Below are 16926 nucleotides of genomic sequence, written 5' to 3'. Positions count from 1 at the left end.
CCCGATCCCACGGACCAGACATAAGCCAGACCTATTCGCCATCAAGGCGGCGTTGCAAAGGCCAATGCAAAGTTGCGTCAGACTTTAGTCGTGTTATAAACGCAACACCAAATGTTGGGCATGCAGGGACTGGATGCCCTGCGGACAGAAGTGCATCGAATGCCCCGAAGCAAGAATGGAAGTGAACGAGTTGACTGGTTTTAGACAAAACCGACAAGAAGACTCTGGCATTCTTGGCAATGCTAAGGCATATACGCACACATCGGTTGCGAACCTTGATTCTTTCGCCGCTTCTGCGTTGGCGAAATTCGGGTTTCATCTGTCCAACATTCAAAAGCGGAATGCATTCAGACACGAATTATACGTCTCGAAAGCTTTAAACGGCATGATCTATGGCTTTGGCTCCCGGAGCACCAAGAACGCCCTGGATGCCATGCGCGGATTGATCCACACACCATCATAAAGATATCGAAATGAGCAAGTTCAACATCGACAATGACGCCATTCGCCAGCTCGCAGAGCTGCTGGACGACACCAATCTGACCGAAATTGAAGTTGCCGCAGGTGACAACCGCATTCGCGTTGCCCGTCAGGGCACCATGGTTGCTGCTCCGGCTGCCGCCCCTGCTGCTGCGCCGGCACCGGCTGCGGCACCTGCTGCTGCGGCACCGTCTGATGCCGGATCCCACCCGGGTGCGGTCAAATCGCCGATGGTCGGCGTTGTCTATTTCGCACCGGAACCGGGTGCAGCACCGTTCATCTCGGTTGGCTCCTCGGTTTCCGAAGGTCAGACCCTGATGCTGATCGAAGCGATGAAGACCTTCAACCCGATCCGCGCCCCGAAATCGGGCAAGGTCACCCAGATTCTGGCGACCGACGGCCATCCGGTCGAATATGACGAGCCGCTAGTCATTATTGAATAAGCCGGGGTATCAACCGCATGTTCGACAAAATCCTGATTGCCAACCGTGGTGAAATCGCGCTTCGTATTCAGCGCGCCTGCCGCGAAATGGGCATCAAAACTGTCGCGGTGCATTCCACTGCCGATGCGGACGCCATGCATGTGCGTCTGGCCGACGAATCGGTCTGCATCGGTCCGGCAGCATCCAAAGACAGCTATCTCAATATTCCGGCCATTCTTTCGGCTGCTGAAATCACCGGCGCCGAAGCCATCCATCCGGGATATGGCTTCCTGTCGGAAAGTGCCGATTTCGCATCCATGGTCGAAGAGCACGGCTTTACCTTCATCGGTCCGACGCCGGAACATATCCGCACCATGGGTGACAAGATCACGGCAAAACAGACCGCCGAGAAACTTGGCATTCCGTGTGTGCCGGGGTCCGATGGTGAAATCACCACCGTTGACGAAGCCCGCAAATGCGCCAAGGACATCGGATATCCAGTCCTGATCAAGGCATCGGGCGGCGGCGGCGGTCGTGGCATGAAAGTGGTCGAGCGCGAAGAAGACCTTGCCGAAGCCTTTTCCATGACCCGTAAGGAAGCATTACAGAACTTTGGCAATGCCGCCGTTTACATGGAAAAGTACCTTGGCAAACCGCGCCACATCGAATTGCAGGTCATTGGTGACATGCATGGCAACGCGGTTCACCTGTTTGAACGCGATTGCTCCTTGCAGCGTCGTCACCAGAAGGTGCTTGAAGAAGCTCCGTCTCCGACCCTGACACCGGAAGAACGCGAACGCATCGGTTCCACCGTTGCCAATGCCATGATCGGCATGGGCTACCGCAATGCCGGCACGATCGAGTTCCTGTATGAAAATGGCGAGTTCTATTTCATCGAAATGAACACCCGCCTGCAGGTCGAACACCCGGTAACCGAAATGATTTCCGGTGTTGACCTTGTGCGTGAACAGATCCGTGTTGCAGCCGGTCTTGAGCTGTCATTCAAGCAGGAAGACCTTGAAATTCATGGTCATGCAATTGAATGCCGTATCAATGCCGAAGATCCGCAGACCTTCGTTCCGTCACCGGGCAAGATCAAGGAATATCATGCACCGGGCGGTCTTGGCGTGCGTGTCGATAGCGGCATCTATACCGGTTATTCGATCCCGCCTTATTACGACAGCATGATCGCAAAGCTGATTGTCCATGGTCGCGACCGTGAAGAATGCATGATGCGCCTGCGCCGTGCGCTGGCGGAATATGCGATTGGCGGCATCAAAACCACCATCCCGCTGCATCAGACGCTTCTGTCCAACCCGGACATCCAGAAAGGGGATTACGACATCCACTGGCTGGAAAAGTTCATGGGCATGAAAAAAACGCTGTGATCAGTGCATAAACCCATTTCAAACGGGAACCTTCGGGTTCCCGTTTTTTGTTTCCGATCCACATCAAAACGTTAATCAAGCTTCCCTATTATAAAAGCCCGGTTCAGACTGGGATGTGTGATGACCTTGTCGGGACCGACCGGGTATCTCATATGTAAACAGACACCAGACAAACAGGACCAGAGCAATTATCACTGCGATCATGTCAAACCAGCTGACCCCTGATCTTTTGATCCGAGCCTATTCCGTCGGCCTGTTTCCGATGGCCGAAAGCCATGATGATCCAACGCTTTACTGGATCGATCCGGAATGGCGTGGTGTCTTGCCGCTTGATGGCTTCCACGTGCCGCGCAGCCTGCGCAAGGAAGTGCGCAAAGGCACCTATAAAATCCATGTCGATCGTGCCTTTCCCGACGTGATCCGCGCCTGTGCGGAGCCAACCGATACCCGTGATGACACCTGGATTAACAGCAACATCCTTGATGCCTATTGCGCGCTTCACAAGATGGGCTGTGCCCATTCGATCGAGGCATGGAAAGACGGTGAGTTGGTTGGTGGTCTTTATGGCGTGAGCCTCGGCAAGGCGTTCTTTGGCGAAAGCATGTTTTCACGCGCGACCAATGCATCAAAGGTCGCCCTGGTCTATCTGGTTGCCCTGATGCGTCAGGGCGGCTACAGCCTGCTTGATACGCAGTTCGTCAATGATCACCTCAAACAGTTCGGGGTCGAGGAAATCCCGCGTGAGCGGTATCGCAACGAACTGGCCAAGGCCCTGACGGGGCGTGCCAACCTTCCGTTCGAAGTTGATCCGGAAATCCTTGAAGAAACGCTGACGGGCGGCGATAGTGAGGCTCATCTGCAGCCGTGAAGTCTGCAGCGCCCACCACGACCTCCACACCACGACGAGTTCCACATGAATATTCGCCCCGCCACCGAACAAGACATCCCAGCCATCCTTGATATCGTCGCACCGATCCTGCGGGCCGGTGATACCTATGCCATTGATAGCGACATGACCGACGACGACGTCATTGCCTATTGGATGGGAAAGGACAAGGTCACTCTGGTGGCCGAGGAAGACGGCAAGGTGGTCGGCACCTATTACATCCGCCAAAACCAGGGCGGCGGCGGATCGCATGTGTGTAATTGCGGCTATATGACCTCGCCTGCTGCCAGCGGCCGGGGTATTGCGCGGCGCATGTGTGAAGACTCGCTTGTGCGCGCCAAGGAACTTGGCTACCGCGCCATGCAGTTCAATTTCGTGATCGCCAGCAACGCTGCCGCTGTTCACTTGTGGCCGAAACTCGGCTTTGAGATTGTCGGTCGCCTGCCCGGCGCCTTCATGCATCCGACATTGGGCGAAACCGACGCGCTGGTGATGTATCGCAAGCTTTAAGCAAATCACACAAGACAAACAAAAAGGGCGGGGACCATCTGGCACCCGCCCTTTTGTATTTCTAAACCGATCTGTTCAGATCAGAACAGGAAGCGGACGCGAAGGGTCCCTTCGATGGCAGACAGTTCCTTGCGAACGCCCTCGCCCGGTTTGATTTCCTTGTCGACTTCGACGACCACATAGCCAACGCCGCCTTCGGAACGCAGATACTGACCGCTGATGTTGATGCCGCGGCGGGCAAACACATCGTTGATCTTAAGCAGCACGCCCGGAACGTTGCGGTGAATGTGCATGAAGCGGGTATGGGTGCGGTCCTTGACCGGAAGCGAGACTTCCGGGAAGTTCACAGCCCCAAGGGTCGAACCGTTATCGGAATAGGTGATCAGCTTGTCTGCGACCTCGATCCCGATATTTTCCTGCGCTTCCTGCGTGGAGCCACCGATATGCGGGGTCAGGATCACGTTGTCCATGCCACGCAGCGGGCTCTCGAACTGTTCGTCCTTGCCAGCCGGCTCGACCGGGAACACGTCAAGCGCCGCACCGGCCAGATGACCGCTTTCAAGGGCGGCGGCCAGGTCGTCGATGACGATGACATTGCCACGTGCGGCATTGATCAGATGCGCGCCCTTTTTCATCTTGGCGATTTCGGCAGCGGTGATCATGTTCTTGGTCTGCTCGTTGGCCGGGACATGCAACGATACGACATCAGACTTTTCCAGAAGTTCATCCATCGACGAGCAGGAATTGGCGTTACCCATGGCAAGCTTGTTGACCACGTCAAAATAAATGACGTTCATGCCAAGCGATTCCGCCAGGACCGAAAGCTGCGAACCGATATGGCCATAGCCGATGATGCCCAGCGTCTTGCCACGTGCCTCATAGGAACCATGGGCGTTTTTCAACCAGCCACCTTCATGGGCAGCCGCATTGCGCTTCGGGATGCCACGCAGAAGCATGATGATCTGGCCCAGCACCAGCTCGGCAACCGAACGGGTGTTGGAATACGGTGCGTTGAACACCGGAATGCCGCGCATGGCAGCAGCCTGCAGATCGACCTGGTTGGTGCCGATGCAGAAACAGCCGATCGAGGTCAGCTTGGATGCGGCATCAATGACTTCTTCGGTAAGTTTGGTACGGGAACGAATGCCCAAAAAGTGCGCTTCGGAGACAACGGACTTCAGTTCGTCCGCGTCGAGCGCAGCAGGGTAATGGTCGACATTAGAGTAGCCGGCCTCTTTGAACATCTTTACAGCGTTTTCATGGATACCTTCGAGCAGGACAACCTTGATCTTGTCCTTCTCCAACGAAAGTTTGCTGTTCACGGCGCACCATCCTTTTCTTCGCGAGGGCGACACGGGAAAATCCCCGAGCCGTTTTTCAAACCGTTTAAAATCGGCCTGTGGCACAATGAAATAGGACTTCGCGGCACGTCCGTCAAAGGCTTTCCCTTGCGTAAATACGCATTGCGCCTATCTTCTGAACGCATATACCGGCTAATGCGTATGAAAATCAGGCCCCTTCAACGGGCCGTTGTCACCTTTGGGGACCCGCTTCGGGGAACTTGCTTTGCCTGTCGAAATCAGAACCGTCACCGATATTCATCAAATCGGCCAACAGAACTGGGACAACTGCGCGGGGTCAGACAACCCGTTTGTCAGTTTTGCCTTTCTATCGGCTATGGAAGACAGCGGATCGACCACGGCCGAAACCGGCTGGCAACCCTTCCATCTGGTGGCCGAGGATGAAATAGGTTCCGTCATCGGCATTGTGCCGCTTTATGTCAAAGGCCATTCTTACGGCGAGTATGTTTTTGACTGGGCCTGGGCAGAGGCCTATGAGCGGGCTGGCGGGCGCTATTACCCTAAACTGCAATCAGCAGTCCCCTTTTCACCCGTCCCCGGCCCAAGACTGCTTGTCGCAAAGGATCACCCGGATCCCGAAGGTGTGCGCAATGCGTTGATCAACGGCATGACGATCCTGCCCGAAAAGCTTGGCATGGCGACCTTGCATGTCACGTTTTGCAGTGGCGATGAAAGCAGGCAGATGGAACAGGCCGGGTTTCTTGCGCGCACCGGCATGCAATATCATTGGCGTAATCGAGACTATCAGAATTTCGATGATTTCCTGGGTGCGCTTAATTCGCGCAAACGCAAGAACCTGCGCAAGGAACGCAAACAGGTTCTTGAGGCCGGTTACAGCTTTAAGGCCCTGCGCGGCGATGATCTGAAACCCCATCATTGGGACCGGTTTTATCATTTCTATCGTGACACATCGGATCGCAAATGGGGTCAGGCCTATCTGACGCGTGACTTCTTTGATTTGCTCCATGAGCGCATTCGCGATCGCACGGTTCTGGTCTGCGCGTTCAATGATGGGGAAATGGTCGCCGGCGCGCTGAACATGATTGGCTCGGAAACGCTTTATGGCCGTAACTGGGGCACGATTGATCGCACCCGGCTTTTGCATTTCGAGACCTGTTACTATCAAGCCATTGATATCGCGATCGAACACGGCCTTAAAACGGTCGAGGCCGGCGCGCAGGGCGAACACAAGATCCAGCGCGGCTACGAACCCGTCATCACCCATTCTGCCCACTTGATTGCCGACCCGGGCCTCAAGCGCGCGGTCGCGCAGTTTCTGAGGCAGGAACGCGACCATATTGATCAGGATCGCGACTATATCCTGTCGGAACACAGCCCCTATCGGCAGGAACAGCCGGGCTCGTAACCCGGCCGCGATGCGACATACCAAAAAAGAAAAGGCGCGGGAAATTCCCGCGCCTTTTGTCGTGATATGTCTTGTCCGTCAGACGGTACGGACGTCATTCAGGAAGCCGTTGACATGGCTGCGAAGCTCATCATTGGCAGCAGCCAATCGTCCAACGCTGTCGAGCTGACCGCTTGAGAGATCACCACTCTCGGTCGTTGCATCAGCAACGTTTTTAACTGCGTTGGTGATGGCGACGTTACCGTTGGCAGCCCCTTCGACACTGCGCGAGATTTCCTCGGTTGCAGCGCCCTGCTCTTCAACCGCACTGGCAACAACCGACATCAGCTCATCAATCTTGGTGATGGTGTCGGCAAAGCCACGCACAGCCTCGGAAGCAGCACCGGTTTCGCTTTGCATCTCGGCAATCTTGGCAGTGATCTGCTCGGTCGCCTTGACGGTCTGGGAAGCAAGGTTTTTGACCTCGCCAGCCACCACCGCAAAGCCTTTACCAGCTTCGCCTGCACGGGCCGATTCAATGGTTGCGTTAAGGGCCAGCAGGTTGGTCTGATCGGCAATGTCACTGATCAGGTTGACAACCTCGCCAACGCTTTGCGCGGCATCATTGAGTTTCGCAACGCGTTCGTTGGTGCGTTCGGTTTCGCCCACCGCGACCTGCGTGATTTCAGTTACACGTGCAATCTGCGACGAGATTTCTGAAATCGAGGCCGACAGCTGTGCGGTTGCAGAAGCCACGGTCTCGATGTTGGTAGAAGACTCTTGCGCCTGCTCTGCCACATCCTGGGCATCCTGGTTGGCACGCTGGGCATGCGAAGTCAGCGTTTCAGATGCCGAACGGACATCATCAAGCGCTGCGTTCACTGCATGCAGAACATCCTGGATTTTTTCATCAAAGCCCTTGGTCAACGTCCCCATGCGCTGGCTACGTTCAACCTGACGTTTGGCTTCGACTTTTTCCTGCTCGGCCATGCGGGCACGTTCACGGGCGTTCTCGCGGAAGACTTCAAGCGATTTGGCCATCGCACCAACTTCATCCGCACGCTTCATATCAAGCGTTTCGATATCAAGGTTACCAGCAGCCAGGTTCCCCATGGCTTCGGTCATCTTGCGGATCGGCGTTGCGATCATGCGTGAAAGTGTACCACCGAACAGAACCGCCATCGCGATCAGCAGGACGACTCCGGCGCCCAAAGTTACCTGGAAGATGGTCATTGCGTTTGCCACTTCCGCCTCGACTTCGAGAACTAGTTCATCAATGTTCTTGGCAAGTTCACCTGCGATCATGGTCACTTGGTCTGCCAGTTCACGTGGCTCACCAGATGCTTCGATCGCACGGGCGTGGTTGACCGTCAGGTAGTGACGCATCAGCTGTGCCTGCTGAACCGCGATTTCTTCCCAGCGATCGATCGCGCCATCCATTTCTTCAATCAGTGCTGCAACCTCGGGGTTGATCACTTCATAAGTTTTGAGAACGTCGGTACGGGTATCAATCTCTTCAAGTGAGGCTTCATAACCAGTCAAACCAGCCCGATCTCCGGTGGTCAGGAAATACACCAGTTCCTGACGCGCAATCAGATACGCACGATCAAGGTTGCGATAGTCGCGCTCAAACTCGGACAGGTAATCGCGTTGATCGTTCGCACTGTTGACCTTCATGGTTGCGAAAATACCAGCACCTGCGACCATCAAAATGACGGCGATCATGATGGCAAAACAGGTCATCAGCTTTGCCGGGATAGAGAGGTTTTCAAAGAATTTCATAGCTATTCTCCCTACAGGCCACGACGACGTGCAAGTTCATTGAGATTGACCTCGATGGTCACGGCACCGATCGGCTGACGGTCCGCATCGCTCATTGTCATGTTGAGCTGCGACAGCCAGGCGTCAGAATTTTCGTTGTATTCGGCTTCATCAATGAAAACCGCATCAGGGCCATTCGGATAGGTGTTCTGAAACTTCGCCTCATCCCCCTGCCAGAAATCGGAAGTAATCGAGCTCTGCCCGACATTCAGCCCCACAGAGTCCATCACAAAGATTTCGGCATACATCCCGCCAGAGCGCGCCTGCACCTGTGTCAGGTAGCCCGACAGCGGGTTGGTCAGGATTGCTGCAACCAACGGCTGATCTTCGGCCTCGCGTTCTGCGCGCCATTGTTGGTCCGCAGCATCAATCTGATCCTGCGTCATATCCTTACGCAGCTTGTTCTGCGACGTAATGGAAAGCGACACAACCGGATTGGCAAGCCATTCGCGGATGTCGCGGATAAACTGATCAGTGATGAGCGCGTTGGGATCCCCCGGCAACTCTGCCTTGGCAAATGCAGCATGCGGCACAGCAAGCACTGCTGCTGTAAGCATCCCGGCCAAAGCCACACCACACTTGGACTTCATTCATTTTACTCCCTAGTCTATGCCGACGGCGAAGGTTGACTATCTATTAGTATAGAATCTTATACAAAGGATATAACACGAATACAACCTTTTTTAGAATCCAAGGGAACGTGGAGCCGCATGAGAGGAGCTTCCACATGTCCTATATGTGGATTGCGCGCACCAAAACAACAGTGCGATCGGCAGAAACTGGGGAAATGGAGAGCCCGGAAATCAGGCAAGAAAAAAGCGGCGGTATAAGACCGCCGCTGAGTTTGGTTGGGACACGAGCAAACTGCAGAAGATTACGTTGTTCCAGGCGCGATACGCGCCCCTGCAAAGAACAACTGTCCACCCGGAACCAAGCAGGATGTGTGCCAACTTTCGAAAAACCTTTGAAATCGCCGGTTTTCCGGGAAATTTCGGTACATCCCCTTCCGAGTAAAATTACATTAACTCATAATCTTTGCATTTCAAAATGCAAAGATTGCAAAATGCGAATTTCTATTTTTGCATTTTGCAAATACCCACCTATACTTTAGAGAATTGCGTTATTTGCAAGCAACTTATGGCACGCTAGCTGGTGCGTTTTTTCTTTCTTGGTTTATTGAAATTCAGCAGTGCGGGCGCCTTCTCGATGATTTCTTCGAGAATGTCTTTGGCGGTATCAAGGTCTTCCTTAGCGGAGTCGTCGAGCTGACTGATATAGCGCGGATCAGAGATCATCCGCTCTGCCTCATAGAGGGTGCGCAACTCGCTCTGGAACATTTCGCGCGCCCCAAGCGGCAGGTGTTCCTTGGCACTCATGATAAAGAAGAACTTCAGGCTGGTCTTGATGACAAGACGAAGCATCAAGACCTGCAGCTTATGGAACTGTTCTTCAAGCTCTTCTTTCTTGGGATGGCTTTCGAGCTTGTTCATCCGCTCCGTGATCACAATCGACAATGCCTTGAAGTTATCCACTTCTTCTCGAAACGGGCGATAGCCGGTGACATCGGACTTATCGGCGTTCTTTTCAAGCACGTCCGCGAGCGAGATCAGCTTACGCGCGCGCAGCTCAAGCCGGGAAAGGAACTCCTCGACTTCGTTTCGAAATTTTCTTTGTGCAGCCTGGCTCATGATATTCTGGCGTTCTTGATATGATTATGCCCGGGAACAGTATTCCCGGGCACCAATCTATATTGCCAATGATTAACAACAACCTGAAAACCGGTAAAGGCGTTTTCAGCCTGCCATTTCCGGGTCTTTCTTTTGCTGTTTCTCGCCGTTTTCATCTTCCGGATAACGGAAGACGACAGCATCGTCTTCGATATCGACCAAGACAGCCCCGCCCTTCGACAGCTTGCCAAACAGCAATTCTTCAGCAAGCGGCTTTTTGACGTGTTCCTGAATGACCCGGCCCAACGGACGCGCACCGAATGCAACGTCGTAACCGCGCTCTGCCATCCAGGCCCGTGCAGCTTCGGTCAGTTCGATCGAAACGTTACGGTCCGCCAGCTGCGCTTCAAGCTGCAGGATGAACTTGTCGACAACCATCTTGACGACTTCCGACTTCAGGTTGGCGAACGGAATGACCGCATCCAGACGGTTGCGGAATTCCGGCGTGAAGGTGCGTTTGATTGCCTCTTCATCTTCACCGGTACGCATTTCACGCTTGAAGCCGATCGGCGGTTTTGCCATATCCGATGCGCCGGCATTGGTCGTCATGACCAGCACGACGTTGCGGAAATCAACCGTCTTGCCGTTATTGTCGGTCAGCTTACCGTGATCCATGACCTGCAGAAGAATATTGAACAAGTCCGGATGAGCCTTTTCAATTTCATCAAGCAGCACAACCGCGTGCGGATGCTGATCCACGGCATCGGTCAGAAGACCACCCTGATCAAAGCCGACATAGCCCGGCGGTGCACCAATCAGGCGAGAGACGCTGTGGCGTTCCATATATTCCGACATGTCAAAGCGGATGAACTCGATCCCCATGACGGTTGCCAGCTGCTTGGTGACCTCAGTCTTACCGACACCGGTCGGGCCAGAGAACAGATAGCTACCAATCGGCTTTTCCGGTTCACGAAGGCCGGCACGCGCAAGCTTGATTGCACTCGCGAGTGCTTCAATCGCGCCGTCCTGACCAAAGACTACGGTCTTAAGGTCGCGCTCCAGATTAGCCAAGGCCTTGCGGTCGTCGGTCGAAACCGATTTTGGTGGGATACGGGCAATCTTGGCGACGATTTCCTCGACATCGCGTTTGCCAACCGTGCGCTTGCGTTTGCTTGGTGCAACCAGCATGCGCGACGCACCAACCTCGTCAATCACGTCAATCGCACTGTCAGGCCGCTTACGGTCACTGATGTAACGTGATGCTAGCTCAACCGCAGAACGCAGCGCTTCGTTGGTGTATTTGACCTGATGATGCTCCTCGTAATAGGGCTTGAGCCCCTTAAGGATCTTGACGGTATCTGCTTCGGACGGTTCCTCGACATCGATTTTCTGGAAACGGCGGACAAGGGCGCGATCTTTTTCGAAGTGCCCGCGGAATTCCTTATAGGTCGTCGACCCGATGCAACGAAGCGACCCACTTGCCAGCGCAGGCTTGAGAAGGTTGGACGCATCCATTGCCCCGCCCGACGTCGCACCGGCACCGATCACGGTGTGGATTTCATCAATGAACAGAACAGCACCTTCGTACTCTTCGAGTTCCTTGACCACAGCCTTGAGGCGCTCCTCAAAATCACCGCGATAGCGCGTTCCGGCCAGAAGTGCGCCCATATCAAGGGCGAAGATCGTGGCGTTCTCGAGCACTTCGGGCACGTCACCATCATTGATGCGGCGCGCCAGACCTTCGGCGATGGCAGTTTTACCAACCCCCGGATCCCCGACATAAAGCGGGTTGTTTTTGGTACGACGGCAAAGAACCTGAATAGTGCGGTCAATCTCGCTCTGGCGGCCGATCAACGGATCGATCTTGCCACTCTGCGCCTTGACATTAAGGTTCACACAATAGGCCTTAAGCGCCTCGCCTTCGGCCGGGCCGCTGTCATCGCCTTCCGGCGGCATACCGGAAACCGGTTCTTCGTCGGCACCGCGCGGGATGCGACGCTCATTAAGCTCGGTCGCCTTGGCGATGCCGTGTGAAATGTAATTCACCGCATCAAGGCGCGTCATATCCTGCAGTTGCAGATAGTAAACCGCATGCGACTCCCGCTCCGAGAACAGAGCAACCAGCACGTTTGCGCCGGTCACTTCTTCGCGGCCGGACGACTGGACGTGGATGGCTGCACGCTGGATCACGCGCTGGAAACCGGCGGTCGGCTTTGGGTCAACCAGACGTGCACTGATCAGACCGGAGAGTTCGCTATCGGCGAATTCCAGCAGATCAGACCGCAGACGATCAATATCAACCCGGCAGGCCTTAAGCACCGCCAGCGCATCCTGATCTTCGGTCAGCGACAACAGAAGATGTTCAAGAGTGGCATATTCGTGCCGGCGCTCCGACGCATATGCGAGCGCACGGTGCAGGCTTTCCTCAAGATTGCGCGATAGCATATGTCACTCCTTCTCTAAGGTACACTGCAGCGGATGCTGATTCTGGCGGGCCAGGTCCATGACCTGGTTAACTTTGGTCTCTGCAATTTCATATGTGAAGACACCGCACACTCCGACACCCTTTCGGTGCACCTGAAGCATGATTTCGGTGGCTTCTTCACGGCCTTTTTCAAAAAACCGTTCCAGTACGTGAACGACGAACTCCATCGGCGTGTAGTCGTCATTCAGCAACAGCACCTTGTACATGGACGGCTTTTTCGTCTTGGGCCGTGTCTTTGTTACGATCCCCGTGTTCGGCAGATCAGTGCCGTCATTATCCTGCTCAGTCATCGTCTACTTACCGGAACCCTTATTTCCTGCGTGAACTCCATGATAGGTCATTGCCAAACTCTTTCAAAGTCCGCTACGCGGTTCTCACTAGGAATTTATTGTGCATCCGAGTGTTGTTTGTTGTCCATCTTCGATTCATTTAGGCCGCGAATAACGCACTGCAAGATCAAGCAACAAACTTCCTGATTATTGTTGATCCAAAATGGCATGACAGGAAATCAGGCAAAGAAAAAGCGGGCATGGCCAAAAGCCATACCCGCCCGGAAATTCTGATTGCTGGAATACCCAACATCGTCGCTTGCATCATTTCATCGCAGCATTGGTTGCCTTGCTGATCGCATCCAGGCTGTCTGAGATGGCAGAAAACATGATTTCCTGCATCTTTTCGCCTTCGGCCATGCTGCTGGCATAGCAGCGATTGAGGATGCGCGAATGCAGCTCCTGAAGATCAGCAAGGCTTTCGACCTTGGCCAGCTCATCAAGATCGTCCTGTGATGCTTCAAATTCCTTCTGCATCCAGCTTGAAAGCTCGGTTCCGATCCCGCCGGTCTTTTCAAACATCGTCATGGTTGCCTGCCAGACTTCCTCGAAACTTTTCTTCTGGGTATCGAGGAGCTCTTCATACTGTGCAGCAACCCGCGACCCAGCCCCGGAAAACACATCGGCCTGACCGGTCATGGTTTCAAAGATTTTACCGAATGCTTCGTTGGCAGCAGAAACGCTGTCTTCGAAGGCATCATTGCCAGCCGCAACCATAGCTTCCACCTCGGGCGTTTTCCAAAGCTCGAAATACGGCTCCATACCGGTGCCATCCATGAACAGCGCACCAAAGCCAAATACGTCAGCCTGCTTAGGCGTGGCTTTTGGCTTAGCCTCGACCGTTTTTGGCGCAGCTGCCGGCTTGGCCGGGCCCGGCACAGGTGCCGGTTTGGCAGGTGCTGCCGATTGCGGCGCGGCCGCCTTTACAGCAGGCTTAGCCAGTGCCTTTGGCGCAGCTGCCGATTTGGTTGCAGCACTTGCCGGGGCAGCAGCCGCCTTTTTCGGAGCAGCCTTAGCGGTTGCTGCCTTGGTAGCGGTTGTCTTTTTTGGGGCGGAAGAAGCGGCCGACTTGCTCGTTGCCGCAGATTTGCTTTTCGTGCTCACAGTACTGACCTTTTCAGTTTTGGTGGATGGTACGGGCGCTGTCGATTTTGCTGCCGGCGTGCTTTTCGCAGCAGGTCGCGCGGCCCCGGTGGTTGCAACAGGTGACTTCTCAGAGGGTTTCGATGTCTTCGGCGCTGGTGAAGATGAAGGCGCCTTGGACGCTGGTTGAGTTTTCTCGGAGGCAGCGGCACTGCTCGCAAGCTCTCCCGAAGTGCTGGATTGCGCGTTTTCGGCACTCGCCGCACGTGACGGCTCCGGCATCGCAGGCGCTTCGGCCTTGACAGGCTCGGGCGATGCACTGGCTGACGCAGCCGAGCTTTCCGGCGCTTTAGTCAGGGGAGCTTCGGGCGTCGCTGCCGGAACCTCTTTAGCCGCCACTGCCGGTTTTTCGTCTGCACCCGATACCTTCTGGGCAGCAGCCTCGATCTCGGAAGATGTCATCACCCTGCGCTTGGAAGGTGTGCTTCCCACTGCGGGCGCTGTCGATTTGGGCGACGCTTTGGAAACCGGCTTCGTTGCAGTTTTCCCGGATGTTTTTTTCCTGGAATCAGCCATTGCCTCGACCTCCTGATCGCCGGGATACACATCCCGGATCAATGTTGCATTGCAACATAACCCTAGATGGAAATACCCCGCTTCGTCAAGCACAGTTTAGTGACATTTCGGACACAAACCGAGGTTCGGGATCAATGAAAAACGCCAGAAGTCCGCGATAAACTTCAAAATGACTTATTGAACAAGGCACTAGCAAAAGTCATCGCTGCATTGCAGCAATATGGTGCAACGAAACAGCAGCACGCACCTTACATGCTGCTGTTTCAATCTTTTGGTCGTCGCTGCCCTAGCGAAGCATGTTTCCACGCACGGTGCGGTAGAAATCACGAGAGTCGTTATTCTGAACGTAGTGCAATTGCGCAGCCCCCTGGGACCGCGCATTTTCAACGGCAGGCGGTTCAGGCAATTCGCGCTCCACGGATGACAGGTTTGCCAAAACATCCGGGAAATCAAGCGCGCGCATGTCATCAACACCCGATGCCCATGCCGCCAGCGTTATGTTGCTCGAAGAACACCCGATTGCCACCCAGTAGTAGTCATCGGAATAAAGACGCAAACCATCACGGCTTTGGGTTCCGAAGCCTTCAGCCTGCAGGGCATCGGTGATGGCGAGGTAGGATGCGCGATCAATCCGGTCGACCGCCTCTTCCCCGCCAAAGGCGCCAAGCGGCGCATTCAACTCAACATTGATATCCTTGACCTGAAGCGGGCCGAACACGCGCGTGGTCAGGTTGAATTCTTCGTTGCCGGGATACGGCATCAGCTCAAAAACGCGCACTTCCTTGTAGTAGTCAGCATTGTAAATGATGCGGATTTGACCATCAGCAGTCCCCGCCGAACAGGCCTGACGCAGATCATCGGCATTCAGATACGAAAACCAGGATGCCTTGCGCACAAGCGGATTACTGACATCACTTGTCTGGGTAAAGGTGCAGCCGCCAAGCCCGGCAATCACAAGTGCTGCGATGCCTGCCTTGGCCCAATTGGCACGGGTCGTTGCGCTACGGGTGTGAACTGAAACCCTCTTTTCAAACATTCGATCCTCGATTTTTTGCCGATCTGGAGATATAAAATGTACTTTCGCGTATAAAAATGGCCATCTCAAGGCCCGAGTGACGACCGTCAAAATTTGATGCTCTTAAACATTTGTTTAAGGCTGGGATGCGACAGTGAGCTTATTTAGTTCTTGGGGAAACCTCAAAGCCGAGCCCGATATAATGCGTTTAATGACCCTTGCCGGGCCAAATGCAATGGCCAAAGCTCAGTCCGCCGCACGCACGCTTTGCATGCGTGGCCTTGTTCCTGTGCTTTTGTGTCTGGTCGCAATCATCTCAGTCACGGTTCTTTCGCCGTCCGCTGCCCTTGCGCGGACTTATACGGCGATGATCATTGATGGCGATACTGGCGAAACGCTGCATGAATACCGCCCGGACCATAAGGTCTATCCGGCATCCCTGACCAAAATCATGACCCTTTATATGGTCTTTGATGCACTCGAACACGGCAAGGTGTCGCTTTCGACTCGCATGAAGGTTTCCAAACGCGCCTGGGGTCAGGCCCCGTCCAAACTGGGCCTTAAGGCCGGTGAAACCATTTCGGTCAAGGACGCGATCCTGGCACTGGTAACCAAATCAGCCAATGACATCGCAGTTGTTGTTGCCGAGCATCTTGGCGGCACGGAAATCAAGTTTGCCCAGATGATGACATCCGAGGCACGCCGCCTTGGCATGACGCGGACCACGTTCCGCAATGCGTCGGGCCTGCCCAACCGCGGGCAGATGACCACCGCACGCGACATGATCAAACTGGCTGTGGCGCTTCGCAAGAATTACGGCAGCTACTATCATTACTTTGCCACCCAGAAGTTCCGTTTTGGCAACCGCACCTATGGCAACCACAACAATCTTCTGGCGTCCTACTATGGCACCGACGGGATCAAGACCGGCTATATCAACGCATCGGGCTTTAACCTTGTTGCGTCGGTCAATCGCAATGGCAAACGCCTGATCGGTGTTGTCTTTGGCGGGCGTACTGCACGTACCCGCGATGATCAGATGAAAAAGCTTCTCGATCAGGCCTATGTCAAACTGACCAAAGAAGGCGAGATCGTTGTTCCACGTCCGCGTATCAGCCCGGAAGACAAGATCCTGCCGGCCGACGCCCAGTTGCTGATTGCCAAACGCAATACGCTGCGCGAAGCCGAACAGCCGGGCCGCATTGATACGCAAACGGTCGTAACCCGCCTGAAACCCGAAACCGATGCAGGTTGGGGCATTCAGGTTGGCGCGTTTAGCGACCAGCGCCGTGCACAGGAAGCCGTTCTTGCCGCTGCGCGCACTGCACCCGATGTTCTGCGCCTGACACGTGCCGCCGTCGAACAGCAATCCAGCGGCACCGGTATCGTCTATCGCGCCCGCCTGCTGGGCTTTGATGGCGAGACCGAGGCACGCGCCGCCTGCGCCGCACTCAAGCGCGAAAACGTCGCCTGCATCCCGGTAAATGCTGGTGACGCTGGCTAACAGCCGCCGACCAAGTAAAGAGATACAAAAAAGCCCGTCAGAGTGTTCTGACGG

General features: G+C 54.7%; 17 protein-coding genes. 9 read left to right on the top strand and 8 right to left on the bottom strand.

Features of this window, described 5'->3' with window-relative positions; translation table 11 throughout:
* Positions 1-175: 175 nt before the first annotated feature.
* The 5 genes from UF64_RS04830 to UF64_RS04810 all read left to right on the top strand — a co-directional run bounded on the left by UF64_RS04830 (position 176) and on the right by UF64_RS04810 (position 3686).
* Positions 176-463, top strand: a complete 288-nt coding sequence (locus tag UF64_RS04830; protein ID WP_161794595.1) for a type II 3-dehydroquinate dehydratase — start codon at positions 176-178, stop codon at positions 461-463.
* A 10-nt stretch (positions 464-473) separates the two neighbouring features.
* Complete coding sequence (accB, locus tag UF64_RS04825) at positions 474-923, top strand: acetyl-CoA carboxylase biotin carboxyl carrier protein (protein WP_044827486.1); 450 nt, start codon at positions 474-476, stop codon at positions 921-923.
* Between the two features lie 17 nt (positions 924-940).
* Positions 941-2290, top strand: a complete 1350-nt coding sequence (gene accC / locus UF64_RS04820) for an acetyl-CoA carboxylase biotin carboxylase subunit (protein WP_044827485.1) — start codon at positions 941-943, stop codon at positions 2288-2290.
* A gap of 202 nt (positions 2291-2492) precedes the next feature.
* Positions 2493-3158, top strand: coding sequence for a leucyl/phenylalanyl-tRNA--protein transferase (gene aat / locus UF64_RS04815; protein WP_044827484.1), 666 nt, complete (start codon positions 2493-2495; stop codon positions 3156-3158).
* Positions 3159-3203: 45 nt separating this feature from the next.
* Complete coding sequence (locus UF64_RS04810) at positions 3204-3686, top strand: GNAT family N-acetyltransferase (RefSeq protein ID WP_044827483.1); 483 nt, start codon at positions 3204-3206, stop codon at positions 3684-3686.
* Positions 3687-3766: 80 nt separating this feature from the next.
* Here UF64_RS04810 and serA read toward each other — a convergent pair whose 3' ends face one another.
* A complete protein-coding gene (serA, locus tag UF64_RS04805) occupies positions 3767-5008 on the bottom strand; it encodes a phosphoglycerate dehydrogenase (RefSeq protein WP_044827482.1) in 1242 nt (413 codons plus the stop codon).
* A 244-nt stretch (positions 5009-5252) separates the two neighbouring features.
* Here serA and UF64_RS04800 point away from each other — a divergent pair, with 244 nt between their 5' ends.
* Complete coding sequence (locus UF64_RS04800; RefSeq protein WP_044827524.1) at positions 5253-6413, top strand: GNAT family N-acetyltransferase; 1161 nt, start codon at positions 5253-5255, stop codon at positions 6411-6413.
* 78 nt (positions 6414-6491) lie between these two features.
* Here UF64_RS04800 and UF64_RS04795 read toward each other — a convergent pair whose 3' ends face one another.
* The 6 genes from UF64_RS04795 to UF64_RS20130 form a co-directional block, all read right to left on the bottom strand.
* Positions 6492-8174 carry a methyl-accepting chemotaxis protein gene (locus UF64_RS04795; protein WP_044827481.1) on the bottom strand — a complete coding sequence of 561 codons (1683 nt, stop codon included), beginning with the start codon at positions 8172-8174 and terminating at the stop codon, positions 6492-6494.
* 11 nt (positions 8175-8185) lie between these two features.
* Entirely contained in the window at positions 8186-8803 is a 618-nt protein-coding gene (locus tag UF64_RS04790; protein ID WP_044827480.1) for a hypothetical protein, read from the bottom strand.
* Positions 8804-9358: 555 nt separating this feature from the next.
* On the bottom strand, positions 9359-9901 hold the full coding sequence (locus UF64_RS04785; RefSeq protein WP_044827479.1) for a hypothetical protein: 543 nt from the start codon (positions 9899-9901) through the stop codon (positions 9359-9361).
* Between the two features lie 105 nt (positions 9902-10006).
* Positions 10007-12325: an ATP-dependent Clp protease ATP-binding subunit ClpA gene (clpA, locus tag UF64_RS04780; RefSeq protein ID WP_044827478.1), complete on the bottom strand. Its 2319-nt coding sequence runs from the start codon at positions 12323-12325 to the stop codon at positions 10007-10009.
* A 3-nt stretch (positions 12326-12328) separates the two neighbouring features.
* Complete coding sequence (gene clpS / locus UF64_RS04775) at positions 12329-12655, bottom strand: ATP-dependent Clp protease adapter ClpS (RefSeq protein ID WP_008890601.1); 327 nt, start codon at positions 12653-12655, stop codon at positions 12329-12331.
* A 303-nt stretch (positions 12656-12958) separates the two neighbouring features.
* The gene (locus tag UF64_RS20130) at positions 12959-13471 is read right to left on the bottom strand and encodes a phasin family protein (protein ID WP_152630605.1); all 513 of its coding nucleotides are present in this window, start codon (positions 13469-13471) and stop codon (positions 12959-12961) included.
* Between UF64_RS20130 and UF64_RS20125 the strand changes: the two genes are divergently transcribed.
* Together UF64_RS20125 and UF64_RS20120 are read left to right on the top strand one after the other, a co-directional pair.
* Positions 13470-13967 carry a hypothetical protein gene (locus tag UF64_RS20125; RefSeq protein ID WP_152630604.1) on the top strand — a complete coding sequence of 166 codons (498 nt, stop codon included), beginning with the start codon at positions 13470-13472 and terminating at the stop codon, positions 13965-13967. The genes UF64_RS20130 and UF64_RS20125 overlap by 2 nt on opposite strands.
* Positions 13968-14009: 42 nt before the next feature.
* Positions 14010-14369: a hypothetical protein gene (locus UF64_RS20120; RefSeq protein ID WP_044827475.1), complete on the top strand. Its 360-nt coding sequence runs from the start codon at positions 14010-14012 to the stop codon at positions 14367-14369.
* Positions 14370-14639: 270 nt separating this feature from the next.
* On the opposite strand, the gene UF64_RS04755 is transcribed toward UF64_RS20120, so the two are convergent.
* Positions 14640-15389: a hypothetical protein gene (locus UF64_RS04755; protein WP_044827474.1), complete on the bottom strand. Its 750-nt coding sequence runs from the start codon at positions 15387-15389 to the stop codon at positions 14640-14642.
* A gap of 214 nt (positions 15390-15603) precedes the next feature.
* Between UF64_RS04755 and UF64_RS04750 the strand changes: the two genes are divergently transcribed.
* A complete protein-coding gene (locus UF64_RS04750) occupies positions 15604-16872 on the top strand; it encodes a D-alanyl-D-alanine carboxypeptidase (protein WP_044827523.1) in 1269 nt (422 codons plus the stop codon).
* The last annotated feature ends 54 nt before the right edge of the window (positions 16873-16926 follow it).

Source organism: Thalassospira sp. HJ (assembly GCF_000948415.1).
Classification (GTDB): Bacteria; Pseudomonadota; Alphaproteobacteria; order Rhodospirillales; family Thalassospiraceae; genus Thalassospira.
This window is presented reverse-complemented; position numbering and strand designations above follow the sequence as displayed.